Here is a 20,584-nt window from a genome sequence, read left to right as displayed (position 1 = left end):
ATGTTCGACTTAATTATTCGCCGTGCACGCCTCAGCGATGAGCAGGTGGTGGATATTGCCTTGCAGGACGGCAAAATCGCCGCCATCGGCGAGGTAAAGGGCCAGGCGCACAGCGAGCGCGATCTGGCTGGCCGCTGCTACCTCAGCGCCGGCTGGATCGATTCCCACGTTCACTGCTACCCGAAATCCCCGATTTATCATGATGAGGCGGATGCAATCGGCGTCAGTCATGGCGTCACCAGCGTGGTGGATGCCGGCAGCACCGGCGCGCAGCACATTGATGATTTCTATCAGCTGACGCGCACGGCTCAGACCCAGGTTTATGCGCTGATCAACATCGCCCGCACCGGCATTGTCACCCAGAATGAACTGGCTGACATGACGCAGATTGACGGGCAGGCGGTGGTAGAGGCGGTGGCCCGACTGCCCGATTTTATCGTTGGCCTTAAGGCGCGCATCAGCAGCAGCGTAGTGGGCAAAAACGGTGTTCAGCCGCTGGTAAAAGCCAAAGCGATCCAGCAGGCAGCAGGCGGCCTGCCGCTGATGGTTCACATCGGTAACAATCCGCCCGATCTGGCGCAGATTGCCGATTTGCTGACCTCCGGCGACATCATTACCCACTGTTTTAACGGCAAACCCAACCGCATTCTGACGCCGCAGGGTGAACTGAAGGCCGCGGTAAAGCAGGCTATCGCTCGTGGCGTCAGGCTGGATGTCGGCCACGGCAGCGCCAGCTTCAGCTTTGAGGTCGCCCGCGTGGCCATCGCTCAGGGCATTCTGCCTGACACCATCAGCTCCGACATCTATTGCCGCAACCGGCTGGCGGGTCCGGTACACAACCTGGCGCACGTGATGTCGAAATTTTTCAGCGTCGGCATGACGCTGCCGCAGGTGATTAACTGCGTCACGGCCCATGCGGCGGACGCGCTGCGCCTGACGCGTAAAGGCCGGCTGGAGGTAGGTTACGACGCCGACCTGACCATTTTTACCGTCAAACAGCAGACCCGACCGTTTATCGATTCAGAAGGTGAACAGGTGGCGGGTGAGCAGCATCTGGTCCCGCTGGCGGCAGTGGTCGCCGGTCAGTGGATCGCGACAGAAGAAGGAGCAGCAAATGAGCTCGGTATATGAAAAGTATGGCCTGAAGCCGGTGATTAACGCCTCTGGCCGTATGACGATTCTTGGGGTTTCAACCCCGACCTCTGATGTGATCGATACGGTAAAATATGGACTCGATCACTACTTCGAAATGAAGGACCTGGTGGATAAGACCGGTGCCTACATTGCCGGTTTGCTTGGCGTGGAGAATGCGCTGGTGGTTTCCTGCGCCTCAGCCGGCATCGCTCAGAGCGTGGCGGCGGTAATCGTTAAAGATAACCACTGGCTGCTGGATAATCTGCACGCGGCGCCGCTCAGCGTGCCGCATCAGATTGTGGTACCGAAAGGGCATAACGTTAACTACGGTGCACCGGTCGGCAGCATGGTAACGCTGGGCGGCGGACAGCTGGTCGAAGCGGGCTACAGCAATGAGTGTTCGCCAGCACAGCTGGCAGCGGCGATCACCCCACAGACTGCCGCGATCCTCTATGTAAAATCGCATCACTGCGTGCAGAAAAGCCACCTCGACGTGGGGCAGGCGGCGGCAGTGGCGCGTGAACATGGCGTACCGTTGATCGTCGATGCGGCCGCAGAAGAAGATCTGCACTGTTATTACCAGGCGGGTGCGGATCTGGTGATCTACAGCGGTGCAAAAGCGATCGAAGGCCCGACCAGCGGGCTGGTGATTGGCCGTCATGACTATGTTGAGTGGGTGAAACGTCAGACCAACGGCATTGGCCGTGCGATGAAAGTCGGCAAAGAGGGCATTCTTGGCCTGACGCAGGCCATTGAAAACTATCTGACGCAGCCGAAAATCAGCGGCGCGCAGATGGTGGAAAAAATGACGCCGTTTATCAACCAGCTTAACCAACTGAAAGGCGTCACTGCCCGGGTAGTGTGGGATGCGGCGGGACGGGATATCGCCCGTGCCGAGATCGCCTTTGATGAGGCGACGATCCAGCAGCGTACCGGCGATCTGGTGCAGGCGCTGAAAAAGGGTGACACCGCCATCTATTTTCGTGGCTACAAAGCTAACGAAGGGATCATTGAGGCGGACGTGCGTAGCGTCAGCGCCGATCAGTTGCAGACCATTTTTGCCCGTATTCAGGCGCTGTTAACCGGAGAGAAAAACGCATGACGCTGACACCTAATTTTTATCAGGATCGCCTGTGCCTTAACGTGCTGGCAGGATCGAAAGAGAATGCACGCGCCATCTGGCAGGCGGCGGAAGGACACGTGCTGGTCGGCGTTCTGTCAAAAAACTACGCCAGTAATGAGGCAGCGATCGCTGATATGCGGGAATATGCCGCATTGATCGATAATGCGCTGTCGGTCGGCCTGGGAGCGGGCGATCCGGGTCAGTCGCAGATGGTGAGTGAGATCTCGGCCGTACTGCAACCGCAGCATGTGAACCAGGTGTTCACCGGCGTCGCCACCAGCCGTGCGCTGCTGGGTCAGTCGCAGACGGTGGTCAATGGTCTGATCTCGCCCACCGGCACGCCGGGCAAGGTAAAAATCTCCACCGGACCCCGCAGCGCAAAAAGCGACGACGCGATCGTTCCGATCGGCACCGCCATCGCCATGCTGCAGGACATGGGTGGCAGCTCGGTGAAGTACTTCCCGATGGGCGGCCTGCAGACGATTGATGAATATCGTGCGGTGGCGGAAGCCTGCGCCAGACAGGATTTCTGGCTGGAGCCAACCGGTGGTATCGATCTGGATAACGTTGAGCAGATCATTCGTATCGCGCTGGAGGCGGGCGTCAGTAAAGTGATCCCGCACGTCTACAGTTCGATCATTGATAAAGCCAGCGGTGAAACCCGTATTGAAGATGTGCAGCAACTGCTGGCAATCTGTAAAAAGCTGCTGGCCTGAGGATCTTTGCCAGACGCCCGCCGCTAACCGGGTGGGCGTCAGACAACATGGACGTTGCCCCACGATCCCCGTAGGCTGACCGCTGAATCCCGGCTTTTTTCCAACCGCAGCAACAGGTAAACCATCGTGAGATTTCCCAATCAGCGCCTTGCGCAACTGTTTGATGCCCTGCAAAACGAAACGCTGCCCCAGGATGAACTGGCGCGGCGTTTTGCCGTGTCGACGCGCACCGTACGCACCGATATCACCGCGCTGAATGCGCTGCTGGCGCAGCACGGCGCGCAGTTTATCCTGAACCGCGGCGCAGGTTACCAGTTGAAGATTGAGGATGCTCAGCGTTTCCAGCACCTGCAACAGCAGACCGCATCGCCGCTGCGGGTGCCGCGTACTTCGCCGGATCGTGTGCGCTATTTACTGACCCGGTTTCTCACCGCGGCCTATTCGATCAAGCTTGAGGAGCTGGCGGAAGAGTGGTTCGTCAGCCGCGCCACGTTACAAAATGATATGGCGGAAGTGCGGGAGTGGCTGGGTCGCTATCACCTGACGATCGAGAGCAAACCGCACTACGGCATGAAGCTGTTTGGCAGCGAAGTGGCGATCCGTACCTGCCTGACCGATCTGCTGTGGGAGATCGATCAGGCGCAGCCGGACAGCCCGCTGCTGACGATCGAAGCGTTAAACAGCGGCATGCTCGATACGCTGCGTCCGCTGTTGCAAAGCTGCTTTGCCCAACACAACATCCGCATCAGTGATGAAGGCGAACGTTACCTGCGGCTCTACTGTGCCGTGGCGGTTCGGCGCATCAGTGAGGGCTATCCGCTCAACGATCCCGGCGCTGAAGAGATTGGCGACGAGGTGCGGGAAGCGGCGCACCAGCTGATTAACCTGATGCGGCCGCTGGTAAGCAAACCGATCTCGCCCGCTGAGGAGAACTGGCTGCGGGTGAATATCGCCGCGCGCCGTATCCAGGCGATCGCCCCCAGCGCCATCAATGCCGATGATGCCGACGCCCTGGTCGATTATCTGCTGAGTTTTATCAATACCCATTACAACTTCAACCTGCAAAACGACCAGCAGCTGCGTGCCGATCTGCTCACCCATATCAAAACCATGATCACCCGGGTGCGCTATCAGATTCACATTCCTAATCCGCTGCTGAGCAACATCAAACAGCACTATCCGATGGCCTATGACGTCACGCTGGCGGCGGTAACCAGCTGGGGCAAATATACTCCTTACGTAATCAGCGAAAACGAAATCGGCTTTCTGGTGCTGCATATCGGCGTCGGGCTGGAGCGGCATTATGATGTCGGCTATCAGCGCCATCCGCAGGTGCTGCTGGTGTGCGACAGTGGTAATTCAACCTTACGCATGATCGAGGCGATGCTGCTACGCAGGTATCCGCAGCTGCAGGTGACGGCGCGATTGTCGCAGCGGGAATATGAGGCGCGCAGCCGGATTGATGAGGATTTCGTCATCTCAACCATTCGCCTCAGCGAAAAAGAGAAGCCGGTGGTGGTGATGTCGCCGTTCCCGACCGGTTTCCAGCTGGAGCAGATAGGCAAGCTGGTACTGGTGGATCGCACCCGGCCTTACATGTTGGCTAAATTTTTTGATGCTCAGCATTTTCACATTGTTGACCGGCCGATGACGCAGTCTGAACTGTTTCGGCAACTCTGTGACCAGCTGGAAGCGGAAGGGTATGTTGATTCAGCATTTTATCCGTCGGTAGAGGAGCGCGAAGCGATTGTCAGCACCATGCTGGGCGAAGGCATTGCGCTGCCGCACTCGCTGGGGCTGCTGGCGAAGAAAACCGTGGTCTATACCGTGCTGGCACCGCACGGCATTGCCTGGGGAGACGACACCGCCTACGTGATTTTTCTGCTGGCAATCAGCAAAAGTGAATATGAAGAAGCGATGGCGATCTACGATCTGTTCGTGACGTTTCTGCGCGAAAGGGCGATGAGCCGGCTGCGTGACAGTACGGACTTCGCCTGCTTTAAGGCGGTGGCGATCGACTGTCTCAGCCGGTTATAAGAGTGAAGGGATGCTCCCCGGCAGCGCGGGGAGAGAGTCAGTTCTTTTTCGCCAGCAGGCGCGGTATCTCGCGCAGGCACCAGGCTTTGGCTTCACCCATGCTGTCACGACGCCACGCCATAATAATATCCACCTCACGGGTATATTCCGGACTCACCACCCGCAGACGGCCTTCGGCAATATCCTGCTCAACCAGCGAATAGGGCATGGTGGCGACGCCCAGCCCGGCCAGCAAGGCCCGGCGTTTATCTTCCATGCTGCTGACGGTCAGGCGCTGTTGCTTATCCAGCAACTGTACGGTCAGAACCGGGCGCTCACGCGCCGTATCCGCCACTGCAATACCGCGATATTTCACGCGCGTCACTTCAGACTGCGGTTCGGGCTCGTCATGAATCGGGTGGTCGGCGCTGGCGACATAAACACTCATCATGGTGTAAAGCTTGCGGGTGTTGATCTCGGTCGAAGCGCGGAAATGCAGATCGGGGGCAATCACAATGTCGGCCCGTCCCTGTTCCAGCCGTTCCCACGCGCCAGCCAGCACTTCAGTGACCAGCGAAAACTGGGTATTGGCTTTGTCAGCCAGCCGCGTCACCAGCGGAAACAGCGCCTCGGTCGGCACCAGCGCTTCGGTAACGATGGTCAGATGGGTTTCCCAGCCGCGCGCCAGTGCTTCCGCATCGGTGGTCAGCTTATCGGCCGCTTCCAGCAGCACCCGGCCACGCTCCAGCAGCATGCGTCCCACGTTGGTAAACTTGGTGCGGTGGCCGGAACGGTCAAACAGCACCACATCCAGCTCCTCTTCCAGTTTTTGCATGGTGTAGCTGAGAGCGGAGGGCACCCGGCCCAGCTCGTCAGCGGCTGCTGCAAAACTTCCGCGTCGATCAATCGCATCCATAACGCGTAAAGATTCAAGGGTTAACGCACGCTCTTTAGCCATCCCGGTTCTCTGTCAGGAAATTTGAACATGCCAGGCAGATTAACTGGCTAACAATCCGGCGTCCAGACTTTTACCATATGGGCATAAAGTCCGTGGCCGATCCTCGCCATTGGATGCTGGAGGTAAACAATGATAACAACACGCAGTGCGTCCGCTTGTGGTCAGGCCGATTTCGGTTGGTTGCAGGCGCGCTACAGTTTCTCTTTTGGCCACTATTTTGATCCTAAACTGATGGGTTATGCCTCGCTACGGGTACTCAACCAGGAAGTGCTGGCACCGGGCGCCGCTTTTCAGCCGCGCACCTATCCGCAGGTCGATGTGCTGAACATCGTGCTGCAGGGTGAAGCGGAATACCGCGACAGCGAGGGCAACCACATCACCGTACGTGAAGGGGAAGCGCTGCTGCTCTCTGCTCAGCCGGGCGTGAGTTACAGCGAGATCAACCTGAGTAAAGAGCGCCCGCTGACGCGGATGCAACTGTGGCTGGCCGCCTGTCCGGAGCGGGAAAACCCACGGATGCAGAAAATCGCGCTGTCAGAAGGGCAAACCACCCAGTTGCTGGCCTCGCCAGACGGCGCGGACGGCAGTCTGCAACTGCGCCAGCAGGTGTGGATTCATCAGGTGGAACTGGCATCCGGTGAACAGCATTCGATGCAGTTACACGGTCCGCGCGCCTATCTGCAATCGATTCATGGCTCGCTGGACGCTGTCTCTGGTACCGAGTATCAGGAAAAACTCGGCTGTGGTGATGGGGCATTTTTGCAGGAAGAACAGCAGCTCAGGCTGACGGCGAAAACGGCCACCCGGGCGTTAATTATTGATATCCCGGTCTGATGATTCAGCCATAAAAAAAGGCGGCCATGGCCGCCTTTTTGCTGTCTGAGGGTTTACTTCAGCATAGTGAACGCGGTGGTCACGTGCTTAACGCCGCTTACCCGGCTGGCCACATCGGCCGCTGCCTGGGCTTCCTGCGGCGTTACCAGACCCAACAGGAACACTTCGCCATTTTCGGTGGTGACTTTCACATTGGATGATTTCACCTGATCGCTGCCCAGCAGCTGCGAACGGATTTTGGTAGTAATCCAGGTATCCGAAGAGGAGGTTCCCAGCGTCACTTTCTGGCCGATACGAATTTCGTTATAGACCTCGGTTGCGCCATCCACGCCCATGGTGATCTGTTTAGCCCGGTCGGCGATCTCCTGCGAAGGGGCCTGGCCGGTCAGCAGGACTTTGCCCTGATAAGCGGTAGCGATAACGCGGGCATCACTTTTGATTTGTTGATCTTTGGCTAAGGCGTTAGAGACACGTAATTCCAGCGTGCCATCGTCGACCTGGGTGCCGACGGTGCGTGGATCGGTGGCCGTCTTGGTGGCGACAGCGGCGCTGCCGGCAACCACGGCAACACAGCCTTGCAGCAGCATTGCGGTTAACAGGATGGCTACAGCGTTCAATGCTTTCATTGGAGCTCCTTCGGTCATTCCTGGTGTGGAAACAGGGTGTTATCGATCAGATCGCATAAACAGTTGAGGGTCAGCATGTGCATCTCCTGAATACGGGCACTGCGGTGCGACGGGATGCGAATTTCCACATCATGTGGGCCCAGCAGTCCGGCAAGTTCGCCACCATCATACCCGGTAAGCGCAACGATAGTCATATCGCGCGTCACTGCCGCCTCAACGGCTTTAACAATGTCACGGGTATTACCGCGCGTGGAGATGGCCAGCAGTACGTCGCCCGCCTGGCCGAGGGCCCGCACCTGCTTGGCGTAAACCTCGTCATGCAGACGATCGTTGCCAATCGCGGTCAGCATCACATTGTCGGCACTCAACGCCAGCGCCGGCAGGCTGGGGCGCTCAGTTTCGAAACGGTTGATCATGCTGGCGGCAAAGTGCTGAGCATTGGCTGATGAGGCACCATTGCCGCAGCTGAGGATTTTATTGCCGTTCAGTAACGACTGCACCAGCGTCATCGCCGCACGGGAAATGGCATCGGGCAACGCTTCTGCAGCGGCAATCTGGGTTTGGATACTTTCGGTAAAACACGCTTTAATTCTGTCCTGCACACGACCACCTGGTTCTAAACGTCTGCATTAAAGGCATTAGGCAGCCACTCGAGCGCCGTGCCGGTAATGGCGATGATGTCGAAACGGCAATTCACTGTTTCAAAACTGCCGCCGCGTTGTGCCAGCCAGAGAGCGGCAGCACGCAGCAGCTTATGTTGTTTCTCGCGGGTCACGCTGGCGAGGGCGCCACCGTAACGCGCATCGCGCCGGTAGCGAACTTCGACAAACACCCAACAGTGCCCGTCGCGCATAATCAGGTCAAGTTCCCCGCCGCGACAATGGACATTGCTGGCTTCCCATTTAAGGCCTGCCTGCTCCAGATAGCGGCGGGCACGCTGTTCGTGCCCGGCACCAATCTGACGGCGATTTAGTTGGCCGGCGCGATTTCGCCCCGACGATACTGGTTCCATGTCAACTTCCTGTTGATCACACAATCCGCATCGGCGCTGAGCTTGCCGGTATTGCCGTCCAGCGTAAAGCCCGGTGACTGACGCATCTGGTTAAAGTGATTCGCCAGCGTCCAGGCATCAATTCCCATCGCATACAGACGCACCAGCGAATAATCATTGTTAAAGGACTTAGACGCCTGCTGCATCAGACCCGGATTGTTGCCGGAGAGCAGCGGAATATCACTGAACTGCAGGCCATCCATCTCCAGCCGGAAGTCGGCACCGGCACCCGCCTGGGCACTGCGGGAACTGGCATACAGCGCGATGTTGCTGCGGCTACCGGTACGCATGGTGATCATCGGTTTAATCAGCTGCAGCTCGCCTTGTGTTGAGACGATATAGACCGCATCGACCGCGCCGTCACCGCTGGGGCTGGCGACGTCTGGCGTGCTCTGCTGCGGAGCCGGAATGTTCACGCCCGCAATCGAGACGCCCTGCGGCTCGGCAGGTGCGGCGTTAACCGGCGTGCCGGATAAACTGATGCCTGCGCCACTGTTGATGCCCTGTTTCAGCTCAGCGGTGGAACCGAAGCGCTGCTGCAGCACGGTGCTGCCGCCCAGCGTCTGCCACTCCTGAGTAAATGCGTTAGTCACGCGATCGCCCAGTCCACTGCGTGGCACCAGCAACAGCGGCTGACGCTTGCCCTGATCCCAGATATGGTGCGCGGCATCGCGCGCTTCGTCTTCAGGAGAAAGCGCAAAATAACAAATATTCGGATGGTTCTGGATCTTTTCCGGCTCGTTAAGCGCCAGCACATTTAATGGCGTCTGGCTGTTAGCGACCTGCTCAACGTCACTCTTCAGCAGTGGGCCAACCACGATGGTGGCGCCATCCTGCTGTGCCTGCTGCATCACCTGCTGAATCGGCTGGCTGCTGGTGTCGTAGACTTTGATCTGCGCATTGCTGGCCGGTTGTGCGGCGGCTGGCTGCGTCGCCGCGGGTTGGGTTGCAGCAGGCTGTGCGGCGGCCGGCTGTGGCGTTGCCGCATCGGCAGGCTGCGCTTGCGGCGCGCTGATTGGCGCAGCAGAAGGACTGACGACCGCATCAGCAGAGGCGGGCTGTGCACTGGCGGTAGCATCCGCTGTCGCGGGCTGGGTAGCCGCCGGCTGCGGCGCTGGCGTCAGTGCGCCATTTTTGGCGTCATTAAAGCCTTTCTGAATCGCATTGGCGAACACCTGCGCCTGGCCGTTCAGCGGCAGCAACAGCGCAATGATGCTGGTGGAGGCTTTAGTGTAGTTCTGCATCTGACTCAGCTGAGTCGGTAAGGTTTTGGCTGCCGGGTTCTGCGGATAACGGGTCTGCCAGTCTTTAATGGCGGACTTCAGCATCTCAGCATCCTGGGTATTGGCACGCCAGACCGCGAGCAGATCCAGCCAGCCCTGCAAAACATTTTCGTCGGCGTTGATCACCAGATTACTGACTTCCTGCGGTGGCATCTGCGTCAGTGCCTGCCAGGTGGCGTCAATATTACTTTGATGATCCGGGCCTTTCAGCAGCGGCTCCTGCGCAATATAGGTACGCAGCAGCGAGAGCGAAGGGCGGCCCTGGGCGATAGCAATCTGCAAACCGTAATAGCGGGCCAGCTGATCCTGCGACAGCGCGCTGGTTTTCACCTGCTCTAAACGCGACTGCGCCTCTTTGACCTGCTGTTTTGACAGCTGCAACTGCGCCTGCAACAGCAATAGCTCCTGCTGCTGGGTGTCTGAAAGCTGTTGCGGCAGCTGGCTGAGCTGCTGGGTCGCCTCAGGATACTTTCCTTCCTTCAACAGGGCGCGGATTGCAAGTAATTGCCAGTCGGTCTTGCTATCATCGCTGCTCTGCTGCGCTTGTTGCAGATAATAGGCTGAGCTGGCGGTAGCAGGCCCCTGAATATTGACGGTTGAGGTTTGCGGCCCCTGACCGCTACACGCGGCTAAAATCAGCCCGGCAAGAATGACAGGCAGAAAGCGTCCTGCTTTACGACGAACGACTTTTGAAGGAAGCATACTGTATCCAGTGATGTTTTTTTCAAGATGCTCAATATTAAATCGGCAATTCGGATGAAACAATGAAACAACTCGATCGGGCAGAGATTTCTGCCAGCACGCTCTACATCGTTCCAACCCCGATTGGTAATTTGGGTGATATCACCCAGCGGGCGCTGACGGTGCTTTCGAGCGTCGATCTGGTCGCTGCGGAAGATACACGTCATACCGGGCTGTTGCTACAACATTTCGCCATCACTGCGCGACTCTTCGCACTTCACGACCACAACGAGCAACAGAAGGCCGAGCTGCTGCTGACGAAGCTGCAAGAGGGGCAAAGCATAGCCTTAGTTTCCGATGCAGGCACGCCGCTGATTAACGATCCCGGCTACCATCTGGTGCGACGCTGTCGCGAAGCCGGGATTCGGGTGGTGCCGCTGCCAGGCGCCTGTGCCGCTATCGCCGCCCTGAGTGCTGCCGGATTGCCGTCCGATCGTTTCTGTTACGAAGGGTTTCTGCCGGCCAAAACCAAAGGCCGATGCGATACCTTACGTGCGCTGGTGCAGGAGCCACGTACCCTGATCTTCTACGAATCGACCCACCGTCTGCTGGACAGTCTGCAGGACATGGTGACCGAACTGGGCGCGGACCGGTATGTGGTGCTGGCGCGCGAGCTGACCAAAACCTGGGAGTCGATTTACGGTGCGCCGGTCGCCGAGCTGCTGGCGTGGGTGAAAGAGGATGAAAATCGTCGCAAAGGCGAGATGGTGCTGATTGTCGAAGGCCACAAGGCCGACGAAGAGGCGCTACCGCCTGACGCACTGCGCACGCTGGCGCTGTTGCAGAAAGAGTTACCGCTTAAGCGAGCCGCTGCCCTGACCGCTGAGATCCATGGCGTGAAGAAAAATGCGCTCTACAAATATGCGCTGGAGCAGCAAGAGGCGTGACAAATGGCGGCGAATGCCCTATCATCCCGCGCCGAAGCTGACCAGACAGTCGCCGCTTTGTCGTCGTCCTCACTTGTGGGGAGACGGGCAGAGGGGAGGAAAGTCCGGGCTCCATAGGGCAGGGTGCCAGGTAACGCCTGGGAGGCGCAAGCCTACGACCAGTGCAACAGAGAGCAAACCGCCGATGGCCCAGTAATGGGATCAGGTAAGGGTGAAAGGGTGCGGTAAGAGCGCACCGCGCGACTGGCAACAGTTCGTGGCACGGTAAACTCCACCCGGAGCAAGGCCAAATAGGGGTTCACAAGGTACGGCCCGTACTGAACCCGGGTAGGCTGCTTGAGCCAGTGAGTGATTGCTGGCCTAGATGAATGACTGTCCACGACAGAACCCGGCTTAACGGTCAGCTTCGACTACTTCTAAAAACCCCGCTTCGGCGGGGTTTTTGCTTTGCGGACTAAGTGCAGACAGTGCTGAATGACTGTCCACGACGCTTTTTATAAGAGAAGGCGGCTCAACGGTCAGCTTCGACTTGTTACTAAAAACCCCGCTTCGGCGGGGTTTTTGCTTATTAGCCGCTGAGGCATCAGTTCCCACCCGTTGAGATGTGAGTACCGAAAATACCAGACGGAATTAACCGCGGCCGTGCGGCTCATCCCAGTCAAACGCCGGTCCCAGCGAAATCACGCCGTTCGGGTTGATGGTCTTATGGCTGCAATAGTAGTGATGGCGGATATGCGGCAGGTTAACCGTCTCTGCAATGCCGGGCATCTGGTAAATATCGCGCAGGAAACCGCTGAGATTAATGAAATCGCCGATGCGATGACGATCGCATTTAAAATGGGTCACGTAGACCGGATCGAAACGCACCAGCGTGGTCCACAGGCGCAGATCCGCTTCGGTCAGCCGATCGCCAGTCAGGTAGCGGTGCTGACCGAGGATCTGCTCCAGCCGTGACAGCGAATGAAACAGCGCGGTGACCGCTTCATCATAGGCCGACTGGGAGGTGGCGAAGCCCGCCTTGTAGACGCCGTTATTCACCGTGTCGTAAATCCAGCCGTTCAGCTCATCGATTTTTTCACGCAGGGCAGGCGGATAATAGTCACCGGCTCGGGCCCCAACCGCATCAAACGCGCTGTTGAACATCCGGATGATATCGGCCGATTCATTGCTGACGATGGTGTTCTGCTGCTTGTCCCACAATACCGGCACCGTTACGCGGCCGCTGTAGTGTGGATCGGCGTGCAGATAGAGCTGATAGAGAAATTCATTTTGATAGAGCTTATCGCCGGTTGCCTGCTCAAATTCATCATCGAAGGTCCAGCCATTTTCCAGCATCAGCGGATGCACCACTGACACATCAATCATGCTATCCAGCCCTTTAAGCTGACGCATCAGCAGGGTGCGGTGCGCCCATGGGCAGGCCAGCGAAACGTAGAGATGATAACGGTCACGCTCGGCGGTGAATCCCGCTTTGCCGTCCGGGCCGGCGCTGCCATCGGCCGTAACCCAGTTGCGCCAGGCAGAGGCTGAACGCTTGAAGCGTCCACCTGTCGATTTGGTGTCGTACCAGGTGTCATGCCAGACACCGTCAATTAGCTGTCCCATATTGCCTCCAATGCAAACAGGGCGAGGTTATTTCCTCGCCCTGTTAAGTCTGTCTGTGATGATGCTTATCTGAGTTTAGCGTGCAATCGCCGACTGTGGTTTTCTTTTGCTCAGCAGACGGTCGATGCTGTAAGCGCCCGGACCTACCAGACCTAACACCAGGAAGCCGCCGGCAATTGACAGGTTCTTCATGAACATCAACTGGTTGACGCCTTCGGCAAAGTTACTGTGGAACAGAAACGCCGTCAGGATGGTGAAACCGGCAGTAAACAGCGCGGTAAAACGGGTCAGGAAACCGAACAGAATCGCCAGGCCGCCGCCGAATTCGAGCAGGATAACCAGCGGCAGCATCACGCCAGGCACGCCCATCGCTTCCATATATTGCTGGGTCGCCGCATAACCGGTGATTTTGCCCCAGCCCGCGGTAATGAACAGGATTGGCATCAGGATGCGAGCCAGTAACAAACCAGTATCTTCGAATTTTTTCATCATTTACTCCAGCGCTATAAATATTGCAGGACCGTTGCCCGCAGGGTTTATTCCTGCTGAAAGCTGTGCTGCCATTCATTGGGTTGATAGCTGGAGATGATAGTCGCGGCGCGGAAAGGTTGTAAGCGATATAAACTGTCGATGTTTTTCAGAAATTCTGAAGAAGAGAGGCCGGTCTTTTCAGGACCGGCTTTAAGCAGGATTAACGCGGCGGCAAGGCGGATTTGATCATGCGCCAGGTGCTCCAGGCGCCAAACCCGCGTTTTGCCCAGCGTAACAGCATGTTGGGACTGCGAATCGAGTAGATCGCCAGCGCGCTGCTGCCGATCGCCAGATAGCGACGTAAACTGAGGAAAGTAAACCAGCCGCGGTCGTAATGGGCGGTCCCTTCCAGCCAGTCACGACGCGCAGCGCTGAGATCAAGCCGCTGCTGCTGCACATGCTTAAGCAGTTCATGGATGCGTTCTTCACGCTCGCGGCGGCTCATTAACGCTGATCCTCAAGTAAGCTGCGGTCAGTATCCAGCTCTTTGCGCGTGTGGCGCAACAGCGTGGACTGACGCGATTTACGTAGCGTCCAGAGTCCGAGGATAATCGCCAGCAGGAACAGCGCCCCGGTGGTGATACCGATGGCCATCAGGCGATACTGTGCATCCACTGCCCAGATGATCAATACCATCAGACTCATCAGGCCAAAAGCGGTGAACAGCATCGTCAGGCCAACCATCAACAGCAGCTGTATCAGGTTAGCTTTCTCTTCTTCCAGTTCCACCACTGCCAGACGAACGCGCGTCTCAACCATACCAACCAGCGTGGTAACGATACGCTGACCAATGTTAATGACCCCTTTAGCCGGGCCGTGGTTATGCTGTGAATCTGCCATAATTAACGACGCGAAATGAGGATGCCCAGTGCGACGCCAATCGCAGCACCGATACCGACACCATGCCATGGATTTTCACGCACGTAGCCTTCTGCTTTCTGCGCGGCTTCGCGGGTGGTGGCAGCGATGCGTTCGCTTGACTCGCCTAAGCGCTCACGTGAGCTGTCCAGCGCCACACGCGCTTTGTTACGCAGCTTATCCAGCTCGCCTTTGGATTTCTCAGTGCTGCTGCTCAGCACCTCTTCCAGGGTGTCAGCAAGGTTTTTCAGTTCAGCACGCAAATGTTCCGATGATGTGTCTTTAGACATAAAATACTCCTTTAACATCAGTAGATTAATTCCGATTAATAGGGCTCCGCCTGTAACTTCTTCAGCTCCCGGCGCGCGTCATCCAGTTTTTGTTCTCGTTTAGCAATCTTCTCCTTGTCGTGGCCCTCATCACGCTCTTCCCTGAGTTCGTGTTCGCGCTCAGCAACTTTTTGCTTCTGAGCGTTAATTCTTTCCAGATGCGCAGCCTCAAGCTTCTTGTCAGTACAGTCGGCACGCACCTCGGTCAGTGCACGCTCCAGACCGTTGACGCGACGCTGATTGTTATGCTTCTGCGCCATCTCAATCTCACGCTGAATATCCTGCTCTTTCTGCTGACACAGCGATTCAGCCGCCAGCAACGATCCTGACAGTGAAAACAGCGCGATTCCCAGTAATACTTGATATTTCATCAGGCTTTGTACCTTCCGTTGTTACCTGACCCGTCACCACGCCGCGAATCCGCTTGCGCCACGTGCTGAGAATCAACTCTCGGTTAAGCATAGACATCAGCGGTAAAAAGTTCAAAGAACACCGGGAGATAGAGTTCACTTCAGACCGTGCCAGCCTGCGCCACGGTCTGAAGTGTTAACAGCGAGGAAAAGGAGATTACGCCAGCGACAGGCGTTGAGACTGTTCGTGTTGCGCCACAATAAAGCCCTGAGGCAGCAGACGGCGCAGAACTTTTTGCGCCGCCAGACTCTGTTCTTCACTGTCGAAATGAATGATCAGCGCGTCGCCGGCCGGGGTAATGCTCTTAATGCGAATCCCCTGGGCGCTCAGCTGTTGATAAAGGTAGAAGCCGTCGGGCAGGGTAGCACCCGCGTGCGATACGCGAATCTGCACCACCGTTTCATGGCGCATCAGCGTCGGTGCAATGCCAATGGCAATCAGCACAAAAACGCCAGCAATCAGCCACGGTAACCACCGTTTAGGAATAGCCTGTAGCAATTTCATTACTCAGCTTTCCCGTTTTGATCCGCCTGTCGTTTACGCCACAACACCACCAGCGATCCCACCAGGCCAAACACCAGCAGCGCCAGCGGCAGCATCATCAGGAAGAACATCAGTTCGTCCTCATAACGGCGGAAAATCGGCGTTTTGCCCAGTGCAAAGCCCAGCACGGTTAAAATGACTACCCAAAGGAAGGCGCTGACCCAGTTAAAAAACTGAAAGCGGGCATTGCTCAGGCCCGACAATCCGGCAATGGTTGGCAGCAGGGTGCGGACAAAGGCGATAAAGCGGCCAATCAGCAGCGCCGATAAACCGTGCCGGTGAAACAGGCTGTGGGCGCGCAGATGATATTGCGCCGGCAGGTGTGATAACCATTTTTGCACCGTGGGCGTATTGCCGAGCCAGCGCCCCTGAATATAACTCACCCAGCAACCGAGGCTGGCGCCGGTCGTCAGGACCAGAATGGTAAGTGGAAAACTCATGGTGCCTTTAGCAATCAGCACGCCGACCAGAATCAGCAGACTGTCGCCGGGCAAAAAGGCGGCGGGGAGCAGGCCATTTTCCAGAAACAAAATCATAAACAGCACGCCGTAAATGGCCCATACCAGCGTGGGGTCGGAAAGCGTTTCGTAGTCCTGTTGCCACAAGGCATGCAGCAACGCTTGCAAAATATCCATCAATCTTTCCTGAACATCATTGTTAAACATGTCCCACGGGACTTGAGCACAGACTGGCAGTTAGTTGTAAATTTTAGGCGCGCAGCCTGGGCAGGATTTTCCGGATCCTTCCAGAATTGATCGTTAAATCAGCGACTTTATAAACCCCTGTCGCAAAGGGTAAGAAAAGGGCGATAACTGTAACAAAAATCACCCATCCGAAACAGGAAAACTGATCGGTGAACAGGAGTTTTACCTTGTGAAACGGTGTGTAAAAAGGAGCTTTACATGACCTGACACTATTGCAGATTAACTGACCATGCTGAGCGCTTTTCAAACCCGTTAGCGGGCGTTATTTGACCCGTCTGGCAGGATGACCGGATTTTCCCCGAACATGTAACGATCCACGTTAAATTCGAAATCATCCGCCGTGGCATTGAACAGCATCTGTTTAGTATTTTCCAGATGTTGCCACATCGCCAGTTTACTGGCGGCCGGATCTTTGCGCATCAGGGCTTTAAGGATCTGATCGTGGTCATCGCACCAGCTGAGGATGCTGCGCTGGTCGATGTGCTCGTGGAGTTTGAGCCAGTAAGGATTGTGCAGGCGATGCAGCCACATTTTTTCAACGATGGCGGCTAACGCGCTGTTCTGGGTGGACTGGGCAATACGAACGTGGAACTGCATATCCCATTCGGAATCACGGAAATGATCTTCCTGCCGGGCTTTTTCCTGAATCGCCATCAGGTCGATAATATCCTGGCGGGTCACCTGCGTGGCGGCGAACTCGGCCACGTTACTTTCGATCAGCTGACGTGCCTGTAATAACTCGAACGGGCCAAAAGTGGCGAACTCCAGCTGACTGCTGGTCGGTGCAATGCGGTTCTGCTGCTGGCTGGCCATCACGTGGATACCCGAGCCCTTGCGTACCTCAACATAGCCTTCGACTTCCAGCATGATGATCGCTTCACGGACCACGGTGCGACTCACTTCCATCTCTTCAGCAATCAGGCGCTCGGCCGGCAGTTTCTCGCCGATCGGGTAGATTCCGGCTTCAATGCGGCGTTTCAGCTCGCTGGCCAGCTGTTGATAGAGTCGACGGGATTCAGTGAGGTCCATAGCACAGTCCAGGTAGCAAACAGAGAGTTGTTATACCACTTTGCGTCGTGCGAGGAAATGGGCTGGCTTGCGCCAGCCCGAAAGACTAACTGCGAGCCACTGCGGCCTGCGGTGCGGTTACGGTTGGCGTAAGCTCTGAAATCGGTTTGTTTTTCAATACCGTCCAGATCACTACGGCACCCAGCAGGTCGAATACCGCCAGTGCGGCAAACAGCGGACTGAAGCCCAGCGTATCGGCCAGGGCACCCACCACCAGCGCAAACATGGTGCTGGCTGTCCAGGCTGCCATGCCGGTTAAGCCGTTAGCGGTCGCCACTTCATTGCGGCCGAAGACGTCAGAGGAGAGGGTGATCAGGGCGCCAGAAAGTGCCTGATGAGCAAAACCACCGACGCACAGCAGGGCGATGGCCACGTACGGGCTGGTAAACAGGCCGATAGTACCCGGCGCAATCATCAGCACCGCACCCATGGTGACCACCAGTTTACGTGAGACGATCAGATTGACGCCGAACCAGCGCTGAAACAGCGGCGGTAGATATCCGCCAATAATGCAGCCAAAGTCGGCGAATAGCATCGGCATCCAGGCAAACAGCGCAATCTCTTTCAGATTGAAGCCGTAAACCTTAAACATGAACAGCGGGATCCAGGCGTTGAAGGTCCCCCAGGCCGGTTCAGCCAGAAAACGCGGCAGCGCAATGCCCCAGAACTGACGATTGCGGATAATTTCCAGCGCCGACATTTTGCGGGTGTTACCGGTCTGATGCTGCGCTTCCTGACCGGAAATGATGTAGTCGCGCTCTTCATCACTGAGTTTAGTCTGCTGTTTCGGGTGTTTGTAAAACACCAGCCAGCACAGGGCCCACGCCATGCTCAGCACGCCGGTAATGATAAACGCCATCTGCCAGCTGTGGGCCATAATCGCCCACACCACCAGCGGCGGTGCCAGCATCGCCCCGATTGACGAGCCGACGTTGAAATAGCCGACCGCCACCGAGCGCTCTTTGGCCGGGAACCATTCGCTACTGGCTTTCAGACCCGCCGGGATCATCGCCGCTTCTGCCGCACCTACCGCACCGCGAGCCAGCGCAAAACCACCCCAGCTACCGGCCATCGCAGTGGCGGCACAGAAGATAGCCCACAACACAGCAAACACCGCATAACCGACTTTGGTGCCCAGCAGATCGAGCACATAGCCCGCCACAGGCTGCATCAGCGTATAACAGGCTGAATAGGCTGCGACAATGTAGGAGTACTGCTGCGTAGTGATATGCAGTTCAGTTTGTAAGGTGGGGGCCGCCACCGCGATGGTGTTGCGGGTCAGATACCCTAACACCGTGCCGAGAGTCACCAGTCCAATCATGTACCAGCGTAACCCTTTGATTTTACGCATCCTCTACCTCTTCCAGTTCTGTATGCGGTCATGCCGCTGTTGTTATCTGGAGCGGGACAGCTCGTGATGCAGCTCTGCTCACGCCCGCAGGTCCTGTCTGAGCGACCGTTACTGACCTTGCCGTTTGTGAGTCAAAACACCCTCACGATGGAGCGAGAGCCTAACTTGTTATACAACTTTAAAAGTTGAGAGCCATCACAAAAACCCTTTCTGCGCTGTGGGATACTGGAAACCTGCGAAATGACAGCCATTTAGCACGCTACAGGCGACAAAAGTGTCCATAACCGCCGGCAGACAACGTCGTTTATGTGAGCAGGATCGCAAATAAATCCGCAGCGCGCTGAAATTGGTATGATAACTTTGAACCATTAGCGGTTCAGTTGATGAGGAAGTTTCTATGTCGCGTTTTATGACCGAGGATTTTTTGCTGGATAACGAGTTCGCCCGTCGTCTCTATCACGACTATGCGAAGGATCAGCCGATTTTCGACTATCACTGCCATTTGCCGCCGCAGCAGATTGCCGAAAATTATCGCTTCGCTAACCTTTACGATATCTGGCTGAAAGGCGATCACTACAAGTGGCGGGCGATGCGCGCCAACGGCGTACCGGAGGCGTTCTGTACCGGCGGCGCCAGCGATCGTGAAAAGTTTGATGCCTGGGCGCGTACCGTGCCGCATACCATCGGCAACCCGCTCTATCACTGGACTCATCTGGAATTACGCCGGCCTTTCGGGATTACCGATACGCTGCTGTCGGAAAAAACCGCGGATAGCATCTGGCATCGCTGCAACGAACTGCTGGCGCAGGACAGCTTTACCGCGCGCGGCATCATGCAGCAGATGAAGGTGAAAATGGTCGGCACCACCGACGATCCGCTGGACGATCTGCGTCATCATCACGCACTGGCGCAGGACAGCAGCTTTACTGTCAAAGTGCTGCCGAGCTGGCGGCCGGACAAAGCATTCAATATTGAAGCGGAAACCTTCCTGCCGTGGATTGAGACGCTGGAGCAGCTGACCGACATCAGCGTGCAGCGTTTTGACGATCTGCGCAGCGCGCTCTATCAGCGGCTGGATCACTTTGCGGCTCACGGCTGTAAAGTCTCCGATCACGCGCTGGATGTGGTCTGTTATGCCGAAGCGGATGACGCTACGCTGGATGGGATTCTGGCGCGCCGCCGCAGCGGCACGGCACCCAATCCGCAGGAGACCGCCCAGTTCAAAACCGCGGTGCTGGTGTGGCTGGGCAGTGAATATGCCCGTCGCGGCTGGGTGCAGCAGTATCACATTGGCGCGTTACGCAACACCAACCCGCGTCAGTATCAGCTGTTAGGGCCGGATGTGGGCTTCGACTCGATTAACGATCAGCCGCTGGCTGAACCGCTGGCCCGGCTGCTGGGCGCGCAGAATCTCAATAATGCGCTGCCAAAAACCATTCTCTACTGCCTTAATCCGCGCGATAACGAAGTGCTGGCGACCATGGCCGGTAACTTCCAGGGTGAAGGTCAGGCCGGCAAGATGCAATTTGGTTCCGCCTGGTGGTTCAACGATCAGCTTGATGGCATGCAGCGGCAGATGACCCAGCTGGCGCAGATTGGTTTGCTGAGTCGCTTCGTCGGGATGCTGACCGACAGCCGCAGCTTCCTCTCTTACACCCGCCACGAATATTTCCGCCGTCTGCTGTGCCAGATGATCGGTCGCTGGGTGGAGCAGGGCGAGGCGCCAGCGGATGAAGCGCTGTTAGGCGAGATGGTGCAAAACATCTGCTTCAACAATGCCCGTGATTACTTCGGCATTGAGCTGGGAGCTTGATA

The 20,584-nt window shown here is 56.9% G+C and carries 22 protein-coding genes and 1 other RNA gene; 8 read left to right on the top strand and 15 right to left on the bottom strand.

Going from position 1 to position 20,584, the window contains the following annotated elements; translation table 11 throughout:
* The 4 genes from ABIB18_RS19140 to ABIB18_RS19125 all read left to right on the top strand — a co-directional run bounded on the left by ABIB18_RS19140 (position 1) and on the right by ABIB18_RS19125 (position 5,010).
* Positions 1–1,131, top strand: coding sequence for an amidohydrolase/deacetylase family metallohydrolase (locus ABIB18_RS19140; protein WP_354475274.1), 1,131 nt, complete (start codon positions 1–3; stop codon positions 1,129–1,131).
* Positions 1,115–2,236, top strand: coding sequence for a DgaE family pyridoxal phosphate-dependent ammonia lyase (locus ABIB18_RS19135; RefSeq protein ID WP_354475273.1), 1,122 nt, complete (start codon positions 1,115–1,117; stop codon positions 2,234–2,236). The genes ABIB18_RS19140 and ABIB18_RS19135 overlap by 17 nt, the downstream gene beginning before the upstream one ends.
* Positions 2,233–2,973: a 2-dehydro-3-deoxy-phosphogluconate aldolase gene (gene dagF, locus ABIB18_RS19130; RefSeq protein WP_031376384.1), complete on the top strand. Its 741-nt coding sequence runs from the start codon at positions 2,233–2,235 to the stop codon at positions 2,971–2,973. Before ABIB18_RS19135 ends, dagF begins: the two co-directional genes overlap by 4 nt.
* A gap of 126 nt (positions 2,974–3,099) precedes the next feature.
* Positions 3,100–5,010, top strand: coding sequence for a BglG family transcription antiterminator (locus ABIB18_RS19125; RefSeq protein ID WP_031376383.1), 1,911 nt, complete (start codon positions 3,100–3,102; stop codon positions 5,008–5,010).
* A gap of 37 nt (positions 5,011–5,047) precedes the next feature.
* Here ABIB18_RS19125 and ABIB18_RS19120 read toward each other — a convergent pair whose 3' ends face one another.
* Complete coding sequence (locus tag ABIB18_RS19120) at positions 5,048–5,947, bottom strand: LysR family transcriptional regulator (protein WP_031376382.1); 900 nt, start codon at positions 5,945–5,947, stop codon at positions 5,048–5,050.
* 129 nt (positions 5,948–6,076) lie between these two features.
* Here ABIB18_RS19120 and ABIB18_RS19115 point away from each other — a divergent pair, with 129 nt between their 5' ends.
* The gene (locus tag ABIB18_RS19115; protein ID WP_354475270.1) at positions 6,077–6,781 is read left to right on the top strand and encodes a pirin family protein; all 705 of its coding nucleotides are present in this window, start codon (positions 6,077–6,079) and stop codon (positions 6,779–6,781) included.
* A 53-nt stretch (positions 6,782–6,834) separates the two neighbouring features.
* Here ABIB18_RS19115 and dolP read toward each other — a convergent pair whose 3' ends face one another.
* From dolP to ABIB18_RS19095, 4 genes are read right to left on the bottom strand one after another with little or no spacing between them, the layout of a single operon-like run.
* Positions 6,835–7,407 carry a division/outer membrane stress-associated lipid-binding lipoprotein gene (gene dolP / locus ABIB18_RS19110; protein ID WP_031376380.1) on the bottom strand — a complete coding sequence of 191 codons (573 nt, stop codon included), beginning with the start codon at positions 7,405–7,407 and terminating at the stop codon, positions 6,835–6,837.
* Between the two features lie 14 nt (positions 7,408–7,421).
* Entirely contained in the window at positions 7,422–8,009 is a 588-nt protein-coding gene (diaA, locus tag ABIB18_RS19105) for a DnaA initiator-associating protein DiaA (protein ID WP_031376379.1), read from the bottom strand.
* A gap of 14 nt (positions 8,010–8,023) precedes the next feature.
* The gene (locus ABIB18_RS19100; protein ID WP_031376378.1) at positions 8,024–8,419 is read right to left on the bottom strand and encodes a YraN family protein; all 396 of its coding nucleotides are present in this window, start codon (positions 8,417–8,419) and stop codon (positions 8,024–8,026) included.
* Entirely contained in the window at positions 8,377–10,443 is a 2,067-nt protein-coding gene (locus ABIB18_RS19095) for a penicillin-binding protein activator (RefSeq protein WP_069729049.1), read from the bottom strand. Before ABIB18_RS19095 ends, ABIB18_RS19100 begins: the two co-directional genes overlap by 43 nt.
* Before the next feature lie 62 nt (positions 10,444–10,505).
* On the opposite strand from ABIB18_RS19095, the gene rsmI reads away from it, so the two are divergent.
* Together rsmI and rnpB are read left to right on the top strand one after the other, a co-directional pair.
* Positions 10,506–11,369 (top strand): 16S rRNA (cytidine(1402)-2'-O)-methyltransferase, encoded by an 864-nt coding sequence (gene rsmI, locus ABIB18_RS19090; protein ID WP_031377220.1) that lies wholly within the window; start codon positions 10,506–10,508, stop codon positions 11,367–11,369.
* Positions 11,370–11,402: 33 nt separating this feature from the next.
* Positions 11,403–11,781: RNase P RNA component class A (gene rnpB, locus ABIB18_RS19085), an RNA gene on the top strand.
* 218 nt (positions 11,782–11,999) lie between these two features.
* Here rnpB and ABIB18_RS19080 read toward each other — a convergent pair.
* The 10 genes from ABIB18_RS19080 to ABIB18_RS19035 form a co-directional block, all read right to left on the bottom strand.
* Positions 12,000–12,974: a glutathione S-transferase family protein gene (locus ABIB18_RS19080; protein WP_046289265.1), complete on the bottom strand. Its 975-nt coding sequence runs from the start codon at positions 12,972–12,974 to the stop codon at positions 12,000–12,002.
* A 75-nt stretch (positions 12,975–13,049) separates the two neighbouring features.
* Positions 13,050–13,463 carry a DoxX family protein gene (locus ABIB18_RS19075; protein WP_069729050.1) on the bottom strand — a complete coding sequence of 138 codons (414 nt, stop codon included), beginning with the start codon at positions 13,461–13,463 and terminating at the stop codon, positions 13,050–13,052.
* Positions 13,464–13,665: 202 nt separating this feature from the next.
* Positions 13,666–13,950 (bottom strand): YqjK-like family protein, encoded by a 285-nt coding sequence (locus ABIB18_RS19070; protein WP_031377218.1) that lies wholly within the window; start codon positions 13,948–13,950, stop codon positions 13,666–13,668.
* Positions 13,950–14,345 carry a phage holin family protein gene (locus tag ABIB18_RS19065; protein WP_031377217.1) on the bottom strand — a complete coding sequence of 132 codons (396 nt, stop codon included), beginning with the start codon at positions 14,343–14,345 and terminating at the stop codon, positions 13,950–13,952. The genes ABIB18_RS19070 and ABIB18_RS19065 overlap by 1 nt, the downstream gene beginning before the upstream one ends.
* Before the next feature lie 2 nt (positions 14,346–14,347).
* Positions 14,348–14,653, bottom strand: a complete 306-nt coding sequence (locus ABIB18_RS19060) for an ElaB/YgaM/YqjD family protein (protein WP_031377216.1) — start codon at positions 14,651–14,653, stop codon at positions 14,348–14,350.
* A 35-nt stretch (positions 14,654–14,688) separates the two neighbouring features.
* Positions 14,689–15,063: a DUF1090 domain-containing protein gene (locus ABIB18_RS19055; RefSeq protein WP_069729051.1), complete on the bottom strand. Its 375-nt coding sequence runs from the start codon at positions 15,061–15,063 to the stop codon at positions 14,689–14,691.
* 196 nt (positions 15,064–15,259) lie between these two features.
* Positions 15,260–15,607, bottom strand: coding sequence for an EnvZ/OmpR regulon moderator MzrA (gene mzrA, locus ABIB18_RS19050; RefSeq protein ID WP_354475265.1), 348 nt, complete (start codon positions 15,605–15,607; stop codon positions 15,260–15,262).
* Positions 15,607–16,281 carry a DedA family protein gene (locus tag ABIB18_RS19045; RefSeq protein WP_031377213.1) on the bottom strand — a complete coding sequence of 225 codons (675 nt, stop codon included), beginning with the start codon at positions 16,279–16,281 and terminating at the stop codon, positions 15,607–15,609. The genes mzrA and ABIB18_RS19045 overlap by 1 nt, the downstream gene beginning before the upstream one ends.
* Positions 16,282–16,602: 321 nt before the next feature.
* Entirely contained in the window at positions 16,603–17,379 is a 777-nt protein-coding gene (gene exuR, locus ABIB18_RS19040; protein ID WP_031377212.1) for a transcriptional regulator ExuR, read from the bottom strand.
* Between the two features lie 85 nt (positions 17,380–17,464).
* The gene (locus ABIB18_RS19035) at positions 17,465–18,769 is read right to left on the bottom strand and encodes an MFS transporter (protein WP_031377211.1); all 1,305 of its coding nucleotides are present in this window, start codon (positions 18,767–18,769) and stop codon (positions 17,465–17,467) included.
* A 397-nt stretch (positions 18,770–19,166) separates the two neighbouring features.
* On the opposite strand from ABIB18_RS19035, the gene uxaC reads away from it, so the two are divergent.
* Positions 19,167–20,582 carry a glucuronate isomerase gene (gene uxaC / locus ABIB18_RS19030; protein ID WP_069729053.1) on the top strand — a complete coding sequence of 472 codons (1,416 nt, stop codon included), beginning with the start codon at positions 19,167–19,169 and terminating at the stop codon, positions 20,580–20,582.
* The last annotated feature ends 2 nt before the right edge of the window (positions 20,583–20,584 follow it).

The sequence above is a fragment of the Pantoea sp. UYEF8 genome, from assembly GCF_040546285.1.
Taxonomy (GTDB): Bacteria; Pseudomonadota; Gammaproteobacteria; order Enterobacterales; family Enterobacteriaceae; genus Pantoea; species Pantoea brenneri.
The sequence above is the reverse complement of the archived record's forward strand: the minus strand, read 5'-3'. Positions and strand labels throughout refer to the sequence as shown.

Bases quoted from the DNA above. Each gene is read 5' to 3' on its own strand.
- ABIB18_RS19140 (WP_354475274.1), top strand. From the start codon at position 1: ATGTTCGACTTAATTATTCGCCGTGCACGCCTCAGCGATGAGCAGGTG.
- ABIB18_RS19135 (WP_354475273.1), top strand. From the start codon at position 1,115: ATGAGCTCGGTATATGAAAAGTATGGCCTGAAGCCGGTGATTAACGCC.
- dagF (WP_031376384.1), top strand. From the start codon at position 2,233: ATGACGCTGACACCTAATTTTTATCAGGATCGCCTGTGCCTTAACGTG.
- ABIB18_RS19120 (WP_031376382.1), bottom strand. From the start codon at position 5,947: ATGGCTAAAGAGCGTGCGTTAACCCTTGAATCTTTACGCGTTATGGAT.
- ABIB18_RS19115 (WP_354475270.1), top strand. From the start codon at position 6,077: ATGATAACAACACGCAGTGCGTCCGCTTGTGGTCAGGCCGATTTCGGT.
- dolP (WP_031376380.1), bottom strand. From the start codon at position 7,407: ATGAAAGCATTGAACGCTGTAGCCATCCTGTTAACCGCAATGCTGCTG.
- ABIB18_RS19100 (WP_031376378.1), bottom strand. From the start codon at position 8,419: ATGGAACCAGTATCGTCGGGGCGAAATCGCGCCGGCCAACTAAATCGC.
- ABIB18_RS19095 (WP_069729049.1), bottom strand. From the start codon at position 10,443: ATGCTTCCTTCAAAAGTCGTTCGTCGTAAAGCAGGACGCTTTCTGCCT.
- rsmI (WP_031377220.1), top strand. From the start codon at position 10,506: ATGAAACAACTCGATCGGGCAGAGATTTCTGCCAGCACGCTCTACATC.
- ABIB18_RS19080 (WP_046289265.1), bottom strand. From the start codon at position 12,974: ATGGGACAGCTAATTGACGGTGTCTGGCATGACACCTGGTACGACACC.
- ABIB18_RS19075 (WP_069729050.1), bottom strand. From the start codon at position 13,463: ATGAAAAAATTCGAAGATACTGGTTTGTTACTGGCTCGCATCCTGATG.
- ABIB18_RS19070 (WP_031377218.1), bottom strand. From the start codon at position 13,950: ATGAGCCGCCGCGAGCGTGAAGAACGCATCCATGAACTGCTTAAGCAT.
- ABIB18_RS19065 (WP_031377217.1), bottom strand. From the start codon at position 14,345: ATGGCAGATTCACAGCATAACCACGGCCCGGCTAAAGGGGTCATTAAC.
- ABIB18_RS19060 (WP_031377216.1), bottom strand. From the start codon at position 14,653: ATGTCTAAAGACACATCATCGGAACATTTGCGTGCTGAACTGAAAAAC.
- ABIB18_RS19055 (WP_069729051.1), bottom strand. From the start codon at position 15,063: ATGAAATATCAAGTATTACTGGGAATCGCGCTGTTTTCACTGTCAGGA.
- mzrA (WP_354475265.1), bottom strand. From the start codon at position 15,607: ATGAAATTGCTACAGGCTATTCCTAAACGGTGGTTACCGTGGCTGATT.
- ABIB18_RS19045 (WP_031377213.1), bottom strand. From the start codon at position 16,281: ATGGATATTTTGCAAGCGTTGCTGCATGCCTTGTGGCAACAGGACTAC.
- exuR (WP_031377212.1), bottom strand. From the start codon at position 17,379: ATGGACCTCACTGAATCCCGTCGACTCTATCAACAGCTGGCCAGCGAG.
- ABIB18_RS19035 (WP_031377211.1), bottom strand. From the start codon at position 18,769: ATGCGTAAAATCAAAGGGTTACGCTGGTACATGATTGGACTGGTGACT.
- uxaC (WP_069729053.1), top strand. From the start codon at position 19,167: ATGTCGCGTTTTATGACCGAGGATTTTTTGCTGGATAACGAGTTCGCC.